General features: G+C 54.3%; 17 protein-coding genes. 10 read left to right on the forward strand and 7 right to left on the reverse strand.

The window, feature by feature from the left end:
• Positions 1–178 precede the first annotated feature (178 nt).
• Positions 179–1,429 (forward strand): serine hydroxymethyltransferase, encoded by a 1,251-nt coding sequence (glyA, locus tag HMPREF2541_RS10670; protein WP_070543543.1) that lies wholly within the window; start codon positions 179–181, stop codon positions 1,427–1,429.
• A 212-nt stretch (positions 1,430–1,641) separates the two neighbouring features.
• On the opposite strand, the gene erpA is transcribed toward glyA, so the two are convergent.
• Positions 1,642–1,992 (reverse strand): iron-sulfur cluster insertion protein ErpA, encoded by a 351-nt coding sequence (erpA, locus tag HMPREF2541_RS10675; RefSeq protein WP_003821808.1) that lies wholly within the window; start codon positions 1,990–1,992, stop codon positions 1,642–1,644.
• Between the two features lie 412 nt (positions 1,993–2,404).
• A complete protein-coding gene (locus HMPREF2541_RS10680) occupies positions 2,405–3,910 on the reverse strand; it encodes an SEL1-like repeat protein (RefSeq protein ID WP_070543545.1) in 1,506 nt (501 codons plus the stop codon).
• A gap of 556 nt (positions 3,911–4,466) precedes the next feature.
• Between HMPREF2541_RS10680 and HMPREF2541_RS10685 the strand changes: the two genes are divergently transcribed.
• The 4 genes from HMPREF2541_RS10685 (at position 4,467) to HMPREF2541_RS10700 (ending at position 7,700) form a co-directional block, all read left to right on the forward strand.
• The gene (locus HMPREF2541_RS10685) at positions 4,467–5,303 is read left to right on the forward strand and encodes a 23S rRNA (adenine(2030)-N(6))-methyltransferase RlmJ (RefSeq protein ID WP_070543547.1); all 837 of its coding nucleotides are present in this window, start codon (positions 4,467–4,469) and stop codon (positions 5,301–5,303) included.
• A gap of 136 nt (positions 5,304–5,439) precedes the next feature.
• Positions 5,440–5,700 carry an alternative ribosome-rescue factor A gene (locus tag HMPREF2541_RS10690; protein ID WP_049258535.1) on the forward strand — a complete coding sequence of 87 codons (261 nt, stop codon included), beginning with the start codon at positions 5,440–5,442 and terminating at the stop codon, positions 5,698–5,700.
• A 337-nt stretch (positions 5,701–6,037) separates the two neighbouring features.
• A complete protein-coding gene (locus HMPREF2541_RS10695) occupies positions 6,038–7,303 on the forward strand; it encodes a Glu/Leu/Phe/Val family dehydrogenase (protein WP_064086247.1) in 1,266 nt (421 codons plus the stop codon).
• Between the two features lie 205 nt (positions 7,304–7,508).
• Positions 7,509–7,700, forward strand: a complete 192-nt coding sequence (locus HMPREF2541_RS10700) for an alternative ribosome-rescue factor A (RefSeq protein WP_070543549.1) — start codon at positions 7,509–7,511, stop codon at positions 7,698–7,700.
• A 30-nt stretch (positions 7,701–7,730) separates the two neighbouring features.
• Here the strand turns inward: HMPREF2541_RS10700 and HMPREF2541_RS10705 are convergent, their stop codons facing one another.
• Complete coding sequence (locus tag HMPREF2541_RS10705; protein ID WP_070543551.1) at positions 7,731–8,450, reverse strand: hypothetical protein; 720 nt, start codon at positions 8,448–8,450, stop codon at positions 7,731–7,733.
• Positions 8,451–8,581: 131 nt separating this feature from the next.
• The gene (locus HMPREF2541_RS10710; RefSeq protein ID WP_049258557.1) at positions 8,582–10,207 is read right to left on the reverse strand and encodes an ABC-F family ATPase; all 1,626 of its coding nucleotides are present in this window, start codon (positions 10,205–10,207) and stop codon (positions 8,582–8,584) included.
• Between the two features lie 275 nt (positions 10,208–10,482).
• Here HMPREF2541_RS10710 and HMPREF2541_RS10715 point away from each other — a divergent pair, with 275 nt between their 5' ends.
• From HMPREF2541_RS10715 to HMPREF2541_RS10735, 5 genes are all read left to right on the forward strand, one after another.
• Positions 10,483–11,058 (forward strand): peptidylprolyl isomerase, encoded by a 576-nt coding sequence (locus tag HMPREF2541_RS10715; RefSeq protein WP_003821833.1) that lies wholly within the window; start codon positions 10,483–10,485, stop codon positions 11,056–11,058.
• Positions 11,059–11,084: 26 nt separating this feature from the next.
• Positions 11,085–11,645, forward strand: a complete 561-nt coding sequence (locus HMPREF2541_RS10720) for a YceI family protein (protein ID WP_003821834.1) — start codon at positions 11,085–11,087, stop codon at positions 11,643–11,645.
• Positions 11,646–11,731: 86 nt separating this feature from the next.
• A complete protein-coding gene (locus tag HMPREF2541_RS10725; protein ID WP_003821835.1) occupies positions 11,732–12,223 on the forward strand; it encodes a peptidylprolyl isomerase in 492 nt (163 codons plus the stop codon).
• Positions 12,224–12,299: 76 nt separating this feature from the next.
• Positions 12,300–12,542 carry a zinc-ribbon domain-containing protein gene (locus HMPREF2541_RS10730; protein WP_003821836.1) on the forward strand — a complete coding sequence of 81 codons (243 nt, stop codon included), beginning with the start codon at positions 12,300–12,302 and terminating at the stop codon, positions 12,540–12,542.
• A 6-nt stretch (positions 12,543–12,548) separates the two neighbouring features.
• Positions 12,549–13,523, forward strand: coding sequence for a glycosyl transferase family 90 (locus HMPREF2541_RS10735; protein WP_003821837.1), 975 nt, complete (start codon positions 12,549–12,551; stop codon positions 13,521–13,523).
• 88 nt (positions 13,524–13,611) lie between these two features.
• On the opposite strand, the gene HMPREF2541_RS10740 is transcribed toward HMPREF2541_RS10735, so the two are convergent.
• The 3 genes from HMPREF2541_RS10740 to HMPREF2541_RS10750 all read right to left on the reverse strand — a co-directional run bounded on the left by HMPREF2541_RS10740 (position 13,612) and on the right by HMPREF2541_RS10750 (position 15,438).
• A complete protein-coding gene (locus tag HMPREF2541_RS10740) occupies positions 13,612–14,352 on the reverse strand; it encodes a pseudouridine synthase (RefSeq protein WP_003821838.1) in 741 nt (246 codons plus the stop codon).
• A gap of 127 nt (positions 14,353–14,479) precedes the next feature.
• Entirely contained in the window at positions 14,480–15,259 is a 780-nt protein-coding gene (gene kdsB / locus HMPREF2541_RS10745; protein WP_003821840.1) for a 3-deoxy-manno-octulosonate cytidylyltransferase, read from the reverse strand.
• The gene (locus tag HMPREF2541_RS10750) at positions 15,256–15,438 is read right to left on the reverse strand and encodes a Trm112 family protein (RefSeq protein ID WP_003821842.1); all 183 of its coding nucleotides are present in this window, start codon (positions 15,436–15,438) and stop codon (positions 15,256–15,258) included. The genes kdsB and HMPREF2541_RS10750 overlap by 4 nt, the downstream gene beginning before the upstream one ends.
• Positions 15,439–15,543: the final 105 nt, after the last annotated feature.

Here is a 15,543-nt window from a genome sequence, read left to right on the forward strand (position 1 = left end):
TTTAGCTATCGGCACCGAATTCGGCTACAATACCGCCTAGCATGAGTTAAATAAACTTCCCGTCCCCAGCCAACCGTCGGCAGTACAAACGGCACAGTCGGGGCAAGAGCAGGTTTGTTCAGCTTATCCCCCGCTGCCCGCCAGCATCCATCCATTGTCTGTCAAAGGAGACTCAAATATGTTTTCCCGCAGCATCACCATCGCCAAATACGATCCCGACCTCGCCGCCGCCATTGCCGCCGAAGACAAGCGCCAGCAAGACCACGTTGAGCTGATTGCCTCCGAGAACTACGTCAGCTGCGCCGTGATGGAAGCCCAGGGCAGCCAGCTCACCAACAAATACGCCGAAGGCTACCCCGGCAAACGCTACTACGGCGGCTGCGAACACGTGGATGTGGCCGAAGAGCTTGCCCTCGAACGCGTGAAAAAACTGTTCGGCGCCACCTATGCCAACGTACAACCCCACTCCGGCTCGCAGGCCAACCAAGCCGTATATGCCTCCGTATTGAAACCCGGTGACACCATCCTCGGCATGAGCCTTGCCCACGGCGGCCACCTCACCCACGGCGCATCAGTAAATATTTCCGGCAAGCTCTACAACGCCATCACCTACGGCCTGGACGAAAACGAAGTGCTCGACTACGCCGAAGTGGAACGCCTCGCACTCGAACACAAACCCAAAATGATTGTGGCTGGCGCCTCCGCCTACGCCTTGGAAATCGACTGGGCGAAATTCCGCGAAATCGCCGATAAAGTGGGCGCGTATCTGTTTGTGGATATGGCACACTATGCCGGCCTGATTGCCGCCGGCGAATACCCCAACCCCGTGCCGCACGCCGACTTCGTTACCACCACCACCCACAAAACCCTGCGCGGCCCGCGCGGCGGCGTGATTCTGTGCCGCGACAATACCCACGAAAAAGCGCTCAACTCCGCTATTTTCCCCAGCCTGCAAGGCGGACCGCTGATGCACGTGATTGCCGCCAAGGCCGTGGCCTTCAAAGAAGCCCTGTCGCCTGAATTCAAGCAATACGCCAAACAGGTGAAAATCAATGCCGCCGCCATGGCCGAAGAGCTGGTAAAACGCGGCCTGCGCATCATTTCCGGCCGCACCGAAAGCCACGTTTTCCTGGTAGACCTGCGCCCGAAACACATCACCGGCAAAGCTGCTGAAGCCGCACTGGGCAAAGCATTGATTACCATCAACAAAAACGCCATCCCGAACGACCCGGAAAAACCCTTCGTTACTTCCGGCATCCGCGTGGGCACCGCCGCCATCACCACCCGCGGCTTCGACGAAGCTGCCGCACGCAAACTGGCGAATCTGGTGGCCGATGTGCTGGACAAACCCGAAGACGAAACCAACCTGGCTCGTGTGGCTGGCGAAGTGAAAGCCTTGTGCGACCAATTCCCGGTATACGGCGCATAAGCAGATAGCTTTGATCGCTTCGCTTAAAATAAAACCAGCCGGCTGTTTCCAGCCGGCTTTTTTATGCCATTCAATATATAGCGGATTACAGATAAGGCGGCAAGTCACCGTCAGTATGAGTAATACGGCAAGGCAAGACAACGCTGTAGCATTCTTGTTTAAAAGGCTACCTGAAACTTTCAGGTAGCCTTTCATTCATGCGCTTGAAGCAATCAAACCGAAAACGAAGAACCGCAGCCGCAGGTGGTTACGGCATTTGGGTTGCTTCGGATAACGAATTGCGAGCCTTGCAGGCCTTCGGTGTAGTCGATTTCCGCGCCGAGCAGATATTGGTAGCTCATCGGGTCGATTAGGAAAACGAGGCCGCTTTTTTCGATTTGGAAGTCGTCGTCGTTCACGATTTCGTCGAAAGTGAAGCCGTATTGGAAGCCGGAGCAGCCGCCGCCGTTCACGAACACGCGCAGTTTCAAATCGGGGTTGTTTTCTTCGGCAATCAGCTCGGCTACCTTATTGCAGCAGCTTTCGGTGAAGATAATGGGATCGCTGTGATCAATGTCAGACATGATTTATTCCTTTTTCTGTGTTATGCGGGATGGGCTTATTGTGGCGCAAGCGGGGTTTGCGGGCAAGTCGGCCTTGAGTAAATTCTAAGCGGCAAATAAGGGCGGAAGCGTCGGGTTTAAAGTGCAGGCAGTCGGTGCCTGCGGCGAAATATTTTAAGGCAGGCGTTGCATTTCACCATCACTGCATATAAAGGCCACCTGAAAAACCGTTTGCCATTTTTCAGGTAGCCTTTTGATTTCAGGCAGCCCTAGGGGCTGTCGACATTTAATTTCCCAAGTGGATTTTTGTTCACAAAGCGGAAGATTCAAGGCGGAAACCGCAACAAGGTTGGACACCTTGTGAGGATTTCCAACGCAGAAGATGCCGCTTTGGGGATAAAAAGACACGGAAACTATTGAATGTCGACAGACCCTAAGCCAATTCTTCCTGCCATTGCTCCAAGAGCTTCTGCCACTCGCCTTCGTTTTTATGACCTTGGGCAATCGCGGCTTTGAGATGGGAAATTGCTTCGCCGGCGTTGGCGCGCACCCCCCAGCCGTGGTAGTAGAGGCAGGCGAGGTTGTAGTGCGCCACGGGGTCGTGCCGGAGGGCGGCTTTTTTAAACCAAGCGGCGGCTTTTTCGTAGTCTTTGCCCACAAATTCGCCAAGGAAAAACATCATGCCGAGGTTGGTTTGCGCACGCGGCAGGCCGTATTCGGCGGCGGCTTTATAGAGCGCGAAGGCTTGGCCGATGTCTTGGGTGGCGCCGTTGATGCCGAAATGACAAACGAAGGCTTGGCGGTAGTGTTCTTCAGCCAGTTGCTCTTCTGGGTCGGGCAGGTGGCACACCGGGTCGGACTCACGGCGCTGGGGTTTCACCGGCTCGGCCAGCTTTTCTTTGGCTTCTTCATGCCCGTTGAGTACGGCCTGTTCATACCATTGCCGCGCCAGTTTGTCGTCTTTGGATACGCCCAAGCCGTAGCGGTACACATCGCCCATCTGATACATGGCGTCGGCATTGCCCAAGCGCACGGCCTGCTCCAAGCAGCGCACGGCGGCATCAAAGTTTTGTTGGATACCCTGCCCGGTGAGTAGTTGTTTGGCCAGCAGGTTCAGCGCTTCGGAATCGTTGGCGTTGGCCGCCTGAATAATCCATTGCACGGCGGCTTTGGGATCAGCCGCACAACCGATACCATTGAGCCGCATATGCCCAGCCTTGCTTTGGGCAGCCACCACTCCTTTGGCAGCCACGCGCTCATACCAATGCAGGGCTTTGGCTTTGTCCATGCCACCGAAGCGGCCGGTTTCATACAGGCGGGCGAGCTGCCATTGCGCATCGCCGTAGTCCTGCTCAGCGGCGCGTTTGAGCCAGCTGATGCCTTGGCGCACGTCGGTTTTGGTGCCCAATCCATGCAGGAGGGCATAGGCCATATGGTATTGCGCCTGCGGTTCGCCCAGCGCGGCGGCGTGGGAGGCCCAGGCGAAGGCTTTTTGGTGCTGGCCGTGGGCGGCCGCGTTTTCCATCAACCACACGATGGCTGGCGGGAATTTTTGCGCAGCCAGATGCTGCATCACTTGACTGGCGGCCAATACATCTTGCTGCATACCTTCGCCGTTAGCCTGCATCAAAGCTAGGCTGTAGGCGGCTTTCAGGTAGCCTGAAGCAGCGGCACGCTCCAGCCAATAGAGCGCGGTAGCATAATTTTGCGGCACATTTTGGCCTTGGCGGTTCCATTCGCCCAGCTCGTATTGCGCCTGCTGATGCCCCATTTCGGCGGCTTGGAGCATATCGACCACGGCTTTTTCGCGGGTGCCCTCTGCTTCCAGCAGCTGTTGGGCGCGGCGGTAGTAGGCTTCGGCATCAGGCAGATTATCCTGCTCCGTCCGGTTTGTTTTCACCAGCTTAACGGCTTTGCGCCCGAGTGCAAATTTAATCATTCGTTCCAACCGTATTTAAATCTTTCTTTCAGCGGCTATTGCGGCTAGGCCGCATACCGCCCCTCCCTAGTTCAGGCCGGTTGGCAAGGGCTATTCCCCTGCCCGCTAACTGTTCTGTTGCACGGCATCTTGTTAATATACAGGCATTTTAGCATGCCGGCATACCCTGTGGCAGCCCGTTTAAGCTATTTGAGGCTACCTGAAAAGCCGGAACATACCGATAATTTGCTAACAGAGCCTCTTTTACGCATAAATTGCCAAACTTTCGGGCTATGAATTGTCGTTCATTTGATTTTGGTCAATATTTCTCCCGGCCATTATCTTTATAATCCCCTCCAAGTTGAAAGGATTTAGTGCCCGGCTGGCAAGCAAAGCCGGTTGGTTGAAATAGAGATACTCCTGTTTCTTGCAACATTGGATTCATTTTCCTCTTGATGTGTGTGTGTTTAGGTGTGGCCAACTGCCACACCTTTTTTTATCTGCAATATTTAGCCAAAGTAGCGGAAGCCAACCAACCCGCTATAAAATGCCGCTTTTCCCAACTCAGCGCCACCCCATGCTCAGCTACCGCCATGCCTTCCATGCCGGCAATCATGCCGACATGCTCAAACATTTCATCCTGTTTCTCACCCTCAGCTATTTCAACCGCAAAGACAAGCCTTATTGGTATATCGACACCCATAGCGGCGCCGGCCTATACCGGCTGGCAGACGATGCCGCGCAAAAAACCAGCGAACACCAACAAGGTATCAGCCGCCTGCTCGCAGCGCCCGCCCTGCCCGCTGAGCTGGAACAATTCCGCCAACACCTGCACAGCATCCTGCCCGCGCCCGATTTCTATTGCGGCTCGCCCCGCCTTGCCCAAAGCCTGCTGCGCGACAGCGATAAAATGCGCCTGTTTGAGCTGCACCCCGCCGACTTCGCCCTGCTGCAGGAAAACACCCGCGCCGACCGCCGCATCAGCGCCAAACAAAGCGACGGCTACCAAGGCCTGATTTCCCTCCTGCCGCCCCCGCCGCGCCGCGCTTTGGTTCTTATCGACCCGCCCTACGAGCAAAAGCAAGACTACCGCCAAGTAGTCAAAACCCTGCAGGCTGCCCTGCGCCGCTTCGCCACCGGCTGCTATTTGCTGTGGTATCCCTGCCTTTCGCGCGAAGAAAGCCGCCAACTGCCCGCCGAACTGCACAAACTGCCCGCTACCCATTGGCTGCAAGCCGAACTGCATGCCCATGCCCCACGCAGCGACGGCTTCGGCATGCACGGCAGCGGCATGTTCGTTATCAACCCGCCCTACCTGCTGGCCGAACAACTCGCCGCCAACCTGCCTGCCCTCGCCGAACTCTTGGCGCAAGACCAAGGCGCTAGGTTTGTGCTGGAGCAAGAAAGTACTTAAACATTTAAGTTTTCAGGTAGCCTGTTCCATGTAAAGGCTACCTGAAAAACACAGCACATCCACATCCAACTTGCCTGCATTATTGCCACCGGCTACAATCCGCGCCCGTTTTAATACAAAACAAAAGGAAAGCCCGATGGCACATCAACTCAATAAAGGCAAAATCCGTGATAACGCACTCAAAGCGCTGGTGCGCTCCAATCTGTTCCGGCACAAAACGGAACGCAAAAAGAAAGGCAAAGGCAGTTACAACAGGCAGGCAGCCAAAAAATGGCGGGACGGTTTTGAACAACCGTCCCGTTTTGATTTGTATCGCTACACTGATAACCGCCTCAGCCCTCCCTGCCCACCTCCCATTCCGTACGGGCAGTTTTCTCCAACGCTCCATGTTTTGTAATGTGCCGATATCGCCACACCGCCTTGCCACCGCCGAGAACCATCCGTTTTTAAGCATTATCAACTATCTATTTATCATTTCATAATACAGCCATTAAAAAATAGCTTGTTTGAAATTTCCGCTGATTCGCACCATCAACATCCCTATTAAATCCGCTCATTCCGACATACCCATCGGCCGTCAAAAACAAATTTTGAAAAACTGGGGAAAATAAAACCCTATACAAATGAATATATTTTTCAATTATTGACCACACTCTATTATATTTTGTTTGGAAATTGGTTATAGTTACAACTGCAAGCCCTTTTACCTCAACCAAACATGAGAAGGAGGAAAAATGTCCCAATCTGCTGCAAAAGAAACCCTGAATCCGTTCGAAATCGCCCGCAAACAGGTGAAAACCGCCTGCGACCGGCTTAATGCTGACCCTGCGGTGTATGAAATCCTGAAAAACCCTCAACGTGCCTTGGAAGTCAGCTTCCCCGTCAAACTCGATGACGGCACAGTCAAAACCTTCACCGGCTACCGTTCGCAACACAACAACGCCGTCGGCCCCTACAAAGGCGGCGTACGTTTCCATCCCAATGTAAATTTTGACGAAGTCAAAGCTCTGTCGATTTGGATGACCATCAAATGCTGTGTCGCAGGCATTCCTTACGGCGGCGGCAAAGGTGGCATTACCTTGGATCCGCGTGATTATTCCGAAGCAGAGTTGGAACGCATTTCCCGTGCTTACGCCGAAGCCATTTCTCCTCTCATCGGCGAAAAAATCGATATTCCCGCCCCCGATGTGAACACCAACGGCAAAATCATGTCGTGGATGGTCGATGCTTATGAAAACATCGTTAAAAAATCCGCGCCGGGCGTGTTCACCGGCAAACCGGTCGAATTCGGCGGCTCTTTGGCGCGTACCGAAGCAACGGGTTACGGCGTGAATTTCGCCGCCGTCCAAGCTTTGGAAAAACTCGGCAAAGACGTTAAAGGCGCAACCTACGCTATTCAAGGCTTCGGCAATGTGGGCTATCACACAGGTTATTACGCACATAAAGCCGGTGCAAAAATCGTTGCCGTTTCCACTGTTGATGTCGCCATTTACAATGAAAACGGCTTGGATATGGAAGCCCTGTTCAAAGAGTATCAAACCAACGGCTTTATCACCAACAAAGCGGGTTACGGCAAGGAAATAAGCAATGCCGAGCTTTTAGCACTGGATGTGGACGTACTTGCCCCATGTGCTTTGGAAAACCAACTGACTTCCGAAAACGCGGGCAAAGTCCGCGCCAAAATCGTGGTCGAAGGCGCAAACGGGCCAACTACACCCGAAGCCGATGCCATCCTACGTCAAAACGGCGTGTTGGTTGTGCCCGATATTCTGGCGAACTGCGGCGGCGTAGTCGTTTCCTATTTCGAATGGGTGCAAAACCTGCAAGGCTATTACTGGGAATTTGACGAAGTTCAGGAAAAAGAAACCGTCGTCCTGCGCCGCGCGTTCCGCGATATTTGGAATCTGGCGCAAGAGTATGATGTGGACCTGCGTACCGCGTCTTACATGATGAGTATCCGCCGTGTTGAAAAAGCGATGAAGCTGCGCGGCTGGTATTGATGGCTTGTTGAAAAAACGGTTTGATAAAGGGTTGCCTGAAAATATTCGGGCAACCCTTTCGTTTATGGATATTTGTCCTTTAGCTAGGTATTGGCAGTGTAATCAGGGAGCAGCAGAGTAGAGATGCCGAATTACACCAGAACTACTTGCTGAAATGAGAAAGATAGGTTTAACAATCCAAGATACAAAACAAAAGGAAAGCCCGATGGCACATCAACTCAATAAAGGCAAAATCCGTGATAACGCACTCAAAGCGCTGGTGCGCTCCAATCTGTTCCGGCACAAAACGGAACGCAAAAAGAAAGGCAAAGGCAGTTACAACAGGCAGGCAGCCAAAAAATGGCGGGACGGTTTTGAACAACCGTCCCATTTGATTTGGATTATTGAGGCTACTTGAAATTTTTCAGGTTGCCTTTTTTATATCTTCTCAAAAATTTCGTTGAACTTTATAACTGTTCAAGATTTTCGCCATTTCTGGTTTGAATGATGCAATATAGTCATCAGCCAAACCTTGCGCACCACTGGCGTGCGGCAGGCAAACAATCTTACAATGTTCAAACTCCTGAAAGAATACTTTGAATCTTCTGTACTGTGACGGCTTTTGCACACATTGCAACGGCTGGATACATTGTCCCATAATTTGTTCAAATCGAGGTAACACCGTTCTATCTTGCAGACAATCAATTAAGTCTCTACCAAAAAATAAAATCAGTCTAGGTCGTAACGCTTCAATATGGCTGATGAAATTATCTACCTGTTCTATATCAAGGAGTTTTTGTCTAGTTTTTTGTGAACCTCCCATATTATGGCCATCAGTATTTGCCCAATTGGTTTGGATCATGGATTTCTCAAATGCACCGCCCAATCCTTTGCAGTCAAGCGGGAAACCCCACAACCTAAACCATTTTTTAATGTTATTATCATAAGGCCATGTGTTTGCTCTTTCGCCGAATACAGGGGTTTTATCGGTAAATGTATGTATGACATCTTGTGCTTTTTCATATGTACCATTTTCCCAATCTCTTTGATCTTTCTTACTGAACCCCCATTCACAGCCACAGATCATCAAACCTTCTTTATCATTAAATCCTGTGAAAATGGAATTACCAAGATTTAAGTGATCAAAATTAGACCTTTTCTGTCCCATTTAATTTTCCTTCTAGTTAGTGATTTATCTTGTTAGAAATAGGAATAAAAACTAGATTTTAAGGCTACCTAAAAATTTCAGCTTCACAGAAACTTTACTGCACTGCTTTTTTCAGGCAGCCTGCACATGTCTTACTCAATCCCTTTTTTCGCCAGATAGCTCTCGTAATCGCCTAGATAATATTCATATCCGCCTTTGCCATCCAGCTCGATAATCTGCGTGGCGAGAGAAGACACAAACTGCCGGTCGTGCGACACGAAAATCAGCGTGCCTTTGTATTTTTCCAGCGCCATGTTCAGCGACTCGATGCTTTCCATGTCCATGTGGTTGGTCGGTTCGTCCATAATCAACACGTTGGGGCGCAGCAGCAGCAGTTTGCCGTAGAGCATGCGGCCTTTTTCACCGCCGGAGAGCACTTTCACTTTTTTCACCACGTCGTTGCTGCCGAACAGCAGGCGGCCGAGCGTGCCGCGAATCACTTGTTCGTCGTCGCCTTCCTGCCCCCATTGGCGCATCCATTCAGTCAGGTCCATGTCCACGTCGAAGTCGTTTTCGTGGTCTTGCGGGTAGTAACCGATGGTGGCTTTTTCTGCCCATTTGATGCAGCCTGCATCGGGTTTGATGTCGGAGAGTTTTTCGTCGAACGCGCCGGCCAGCAGTTTCAGCAGGGTGGATTTACCCGCGCCGTTGGGGCCGATGATGGCGAGGCGTTGTCCGGCTTCCAAGATATAAGACAGTTTTTCAAACAGGGTTTTGTCGAACGATTTGGCCAGGTTTTCCACTTCCACGGCTTGGCGGTGCAGCTTGTTTTTCTCGTCGGTTTCAAAGCGGATATACGGGTTTTGGCGGGTGGACGGTTTCACTTCCACCATTTCGGCTTTGATTTTGTCGGCCTGCTTCAAGCGGCTGGTGGCTTGTCGGGCTTTGGATTTATTGGCAGAGAAACGGGCGACGAACTCTTGCAGCTCTTGCAGTTTCTCTTTTGCCTTGGCGTTGTCTTTCAGCGCGCGTTCGCGGGATTGGGCGCTGGCCAGCATGTAGTCGTCGTAATTGCCGGGGTAAACGGTGATGGTGTTGTAGTCCAAATCCGCCATGTGGGTGCAGACTTCGTTCAGGAAGTGGCGGTCGTGGCTGATAATAATCATGGTGCTGTCGTATTGGTTCAACACGCCTTCCAGCCAGCGGATGGTGTTGATGTCCAAGTTGTTGGTCGGCTCGTCCAAGAGCAGCACGTCGGGTTTGGAAAACAGGGCTTGCGCCAGCAGCACGCGTAGCTTGAAGCCGGGCGCAACTTCCGCCATGGTAGCGTTGTGCAGCTCTTCGGCAATGCCCACGCCGCTCAATAATTCGGCGGCGCGCGCTTCGGCGGTGTAGCCGTCGTATTCGGCAAACTTGGCTTCCAGTTCTGCCGCGTGCATATAGTCTTCTTCGGTGGCTTCCGGGTTGGCGTAAATCGCGTCGCGTTCGGTCATCGCCGCCCACATTTCGGTGTGCCCCATCATCACCACGTCCAGCACGCGCATGTCTTCGTAGGCAAACTGGTCTTGGCGCAGTTTGCCCAAGCGCACGCCGTGTTCAATCGCCACTTCGCCGCTGGTCTGCTCCAAATCGCCGCCCAAAATCTTCATGAAGGTGGATTTGCCCGAGCCGTTCGCGCCGATAAGGCCATAGCGGTTGCCTTCGCCGAATTTGACGGAGACGTTTTCAAACAGCGGCTTCGCGCCGAACTGCATGGTGATGCCGGAAGTGGAAATCATGGGTGCGCCTTTGCGGAAAATTAGAATATAAAAAGCGGGCGATTTTAACACAATCAATGCTTTCTGTATTTAAAACAACCCTTCTCACCATAGCCGGCATCTATGGCAGCGGAAGCCGTTCTTTACTTCTTGCCGGGCGAGGAGTTGCAAACAGCATGAGCAATACCGCAACGCCTGCTGACGCAGCAGGCAGAAGTGCTTTAGCCGTGCTTGCAAAATTTTCAGGTAGCCTTTACCCTAACGCCATTATTCATTTCCACATCTTAACCAATATCATGAACAAACCGTTCCGCACACTCATCCTGGCCGCCGCACTCGGCTGCTCCGCCCTCGCCGCCCATGCCGAAACCCGCGTGTTGCTTGAAACCAGCCAAGGCAATATTGAGCTTTCTCTGGATGAAACCCGTGCACCGAAAACCGTGGAAAACTTCCTCGCCTACGCCCGTAGCGGCTTTTACAACGGTACTATTTTCCACCGTGTGATTCCCGGCTTCATGATTCAAGGCGGCGGCCTCACCGCCCAAATGGCCGAAAAAGCCCCCATCCGTCGCGCTCTCGATAACGAAGCCGCCAACGGCCTGAAAAACAACCGCTATACCATCGCCATGGCGCGTACCGCCCAGCCGCACTCCGCCACCAGCCAGTTCTTCATCAACCTGAAAGACAACGAATTCCTCAACCACACCGCCCCCACCGCGCGCGGCTACGGCTATGCTGTGTTCGGCAAAGTAACCGCCGGGCAGGAAGTGGTGGACAAAATCGCCGGCATTCCTACCGGTACCGTGGATATGTATCAAGACGTGCCGCGCACGCCAGTCGTTATCCGCCAAGTGCGGGTTCTTTCGCAATAACCCCAACGTATTAGGAGTGTGATCGTATGAAAAAAACCCTTGCCCTTGCTATTCTTGCCGCCGCCTTCGGCAGCGCCCAGGCCGACACCTATAAAATCGACAGCCACCATGCCAACGCCCGTTTTGCTATCGACCACTTCAACACCAGCACCAACACCGGCGGCTTCTACAACCTCAGCGGCACGGTGGAATACAACCCACAGGCCAAAACTGGCAGCGTGAAAATCGACATCCCTGTGGCCAACTTGCGCAGCGGCAACGAACAGTTCGACCACCACCTCGCCTCTGCCGACCTATTCAACGCCGCCCAATATCCCAGCATGCGCTTTGAATCCACCCGCTTCAACTTCCGCAACGGCAAACTCGCCAGCGTGGACGGCCGCCTTACCCTGCTCGGCCAAACCCACCCCGTACGCCTCAATGCCGACCGCTTCAACTGCTACCACAGCCAGCGCTTCAACGCCCAAGTGTGTGGCGGCGATTTCAGCACCACCATCGACCGCAGCAAGTTTGGCATGAACTTCCTGCAAGGTGTGATCAGCAATCAAGTGAAGCTGAACATCCAAATCGAAGCCGTTAAGCAATAACTCCGCATAAAAGGCTACCTGAAACCCCAAACCGTTTTTCAGGTAGCCTCGTCCCTTTTCTCCAACCTAATTACAGGACAATAAACATGATCAAACTCCACACCAACTTCGGCACCATCGGCATCGAGCTCGACCACGAAAAAGCCCCCGAAACTGCCGCCAACTTCGAACAATACGTGAAAGACGGCTTCTACGACGGCCTTATTTTCCACCGCGTGATCAAAGGCTTCATGATTCAAGGCGGCGGCATGGACGAAAACATGCAGGAAAAACCCTCCCGCGCCCCGATTAAGAACGAAGCCCAAAACGGTCTGAAAAACAACAAATACACCCTCGCCATGGCGCGCACCCAAGCCCCGCACAGCGCCTCCTCCCAATTCTTCATCAACACCAAAGACAACGACTTCCTCAACCACACCTCCCCAAGCCTGCACGGCTGGGGCTACGCCGTATTCGGCAAAGTGGTAGAAGGCCAAGATGTCGTTGACGCCATCGAAGGCGTGTCCACCAAACGCCACGGCTACCACGACGACGTGCCGGTTGAACCCGTAGTCATCACCAAAGCCGAAATCGTATAAGCAAACCAGCCGGGCCGGCCGCAACGTGCCGGCCTAGATTTCACATATAACCATCTATGTATAAAGGGAAAATAACATGATCTTCATCTGGGGCAGCAAAGGTTATTTCGACGACCTTGGCGAAAGCGGCGAGAGCTGCATCTGCGGCCACTGCAACAACCGCGTTAATCTACACATCACCAATGCCTACACCAAATTTACCTTCTTCTTCATCCCCCTGTTCCGCATGGAATCAAAATACTACCTCACCTGCCCCATTTGCTCCCACGGCTGGAAGCTCAAACGCCAGGAAGCCAAACAACTGATGCAGCCCCGCTAAACCGCCATGCCCATCGACCTCGGCATTTACCACCGCCGCCTGCACAAACTCGCCTACTACACCCGCCACAGCCCCTTCGGCCTGTTGCCGCACCGCCTGCTCGCCAAATCCATCGAGCCCGTATTAGCCGAGTTTGCCCGCCTCCCGAGCGAAACCCAGCAGCAAATCCGGCAGCGCGTGGACTACTGCAACCGGCAGAACCAGCCGTTTACCCTTTCAGGTAGCCTAACCCCGGTAGGCCAAGCCGGCAACTTCAAACGCGGCAGCCACACCTCCGCCTACTACTACGACCTCGCCGCCCTGCTACGCTACTTCCCGGCAGAAGCCCGCTTCGCCTACGAATTCGGCGACGTCACCCACATTCCCGCCCAGCCCGCTTTCGTGAAAAGCCGCCCCATCCGGAGCGACAACCAACACTCCGTTTTGCTCAAGCTCGACAGCGTGCGCCACTTCTACATCTACCCCGACCGCACCCCCTTTGCCGCCAAACGCAACCAACTCGTCTGGCGCGGCGCCGCCTTCCAAGAGCAGCGCCTGCGCTTCTTGCAACAATACCACGACCATCCCCAGTGCGACGTCGGCTGCGTACACAAACAATCCATCGGCCAGCCCTACCACCGCAGCTTCATGAGCGTAGGCCAACAGCTGCAATACAAATACATCCTCAGCATCGAAGGCAACGACGTCGCCACCAACCTCAAATGGATACTTGCCTCCCGATCCCTCTGTTTCATGACCACCCCCGTCTACGAAACCTGGCTGCTGGAAGGCCTGCTGCGGCCTGAAGTCCACTACGTCCACCTCCAGCCCGACTACAGCGATTTCGAAGAAAAACTCGCCTTCTACCAGCAACACCCCGATGCCGCCGAACGCATCATCCGCAACGCCAACGCCTATATGCAGCCCTTCTTCAATAGCAGGCAAGAACTGATCACCAGCCTGCTGGTGATGCAGAAATATTTTGAATTAGCCAAAAACTGATGAATCAGCCCGGCCACAACAAAAGGCTACCTGAAACATAGCGTAAACCACACACGCTTTTCAGGTAGCCTTATTCAATTATCTTCAATCAAAACCGCTCGTGCGGCGCTAGATAGCGCCACTGCCCCGGCGGCAGCGCGCCGAGTTTCACCTTGCCGATGCGGATGCGCTTGAGCCCCACCACACGCAACCCGACCAGCTCACACATACGGCGGATTTGGCGTTTTTTGCCCTGTTTCAGCACAAAGCGCAGCTGGTCTTGGTTTTGCCACGACACCTTGGCCGGCCGCAACGCTTCGCCGTCCAGTTTCAAGCCGTGGTTCAGCAGGCGCAGACCTTCTTCGGAAAGTTTGCCCTTCACGCGCACCAGATATTCTTTTTCCACACCGCTGTTTTCGCCGATCAGGCTTTTGGCCACGCGTCCGTCTTGCGTGAGCACTAGTAGCCCGACCGAATCGATATCCAGCCGGCCGGCGGGGGCGAGACCGTGGCGGTGTGCCGCTTTAAACTTTTGCGGGCTGCGGTCTTCCGGCCAATGGTTGGCCTCAGTAATCAACTCAGCGGCGCTGCGGTAGCCTTTTTCGGCCTGCCCGCTCACGAAACCCACGGGCTTGTGCAGCAGGATGGTCACCCGCCCGGCCTGTTCTTCGTGCGCGGCGCGGTGCAGCTCGATGCGGTCGCCCTCGCCCACCTTTTGGCCGAGCACGGCTTTCTCGCCGTTCACACTCACCCAGCCGCGCTCGATATAGGCATCGGCTTCGCGGCGCGAACAGAGGCCGAGCTCGGCCATGCGTTTGGAAAGGCGGACGGTGTTGTCGGGTGTGGTCATATTCGTTTCTTTGTTAGGCAGATTTTGATTTCAGGTAGCCTGCTTGGCATGAGAAGGCTACCTGAAACTATTGGCGAAGCAATGCATTAGGAGATGCAATACTGTAGCGACACTGGAAAATGGTATTTCAGCTAGCCTCTTCGGGATGTCGGGCAAACCAATCGCGCACGCGCTGCAAATCTTCGGCGGTGTCCACCCCGGCGGCGGGGGCGTTGTCGCACACGGTTACGGCGATTTTGCCGCCGTGCCACAACACGCGCAGCTGCTCGAGCGATTCGATGCTCTCCAGCGGCGAGGGCGGCAGGCCGACGTATTGGTGCAAAAAGCCCACGCGGTAGGCATACAGGCCGATATGGCGCAGCGGGGCAAAGCCTTCGGGCAGCACGGCTTGCGTTTCGGCGAAGGCATCGCGCGGCCAGGCAATGGGGGCACGGCTGAAATAAAGGGCGTTGCGCCGCTGATCGAGCACCACTTTCACGCAGTTGGGGTTGAGAAATTCGGCCACGTCGGCAATCGGGTGGGCGGCGGTGGCCATTTGGGCGCTGCTGCTGCCGAGCAATTCGGCGGTGCGGTTGATGAGGGCGGGATCAATCAGCGGCTCGTCGCCCTGCACGTTCACGGCAATATCGCTATCGGCCATGCCGAGCAGCAGCGCGGCTTCGGCCAGGCGGGCGGTGCCGCTGGTGTGCTGTTTGCCGGTGAGCACGGCTTCAATGCCGTATTCGGAGCAGGCGGCGGCAATGGCGGTGTGGTCGGTGGCCACGACGATGCGCTGCGCTTCGCTCAGCTTGGCGCGCTCGGCCACGCGCACCACCATGGGTTTGCCGGCAATATCGACCAAAGCTTTTTCAGGTAGCCTGCTGGAAGCCAGGCGGGCGGGGATGATGACGGTAAACGGGGTGCTCATGCGTGCAGCTCTTCTTCTGTGAGGGGGCGGGCTTCGTTTTCCAGCATGATGGGAATGCCGTCGCGGATGGGAAAGGCCAGCTTGGCTTGGCGGCTCCACAACTCTTGGCGGCCGGCATGGTATTCGAGCGTGCCTTTGGTGAGCGGGCAAACGAGGAGGTCGAGGTATTTTTTGTCCATGGTTTGGTGTCTCCGGTTGGTTGGGTCGGCGCGGCGGGTATCGGGCGCGAACGCCTGTTGGCAAAACTGCTTGCGCTGTGAGGCTGCCCGAAACTTTTCCGCGCG

The organism is Eikenella sp. HMSC061C02 (assembly GCF_001809035.1).
GTDB lineage: Bacteria > Pseudomonadota > Gammaproteobacteria > Burkholderiales > Neisseriaceae > Eikenella > Eikenella corrodens.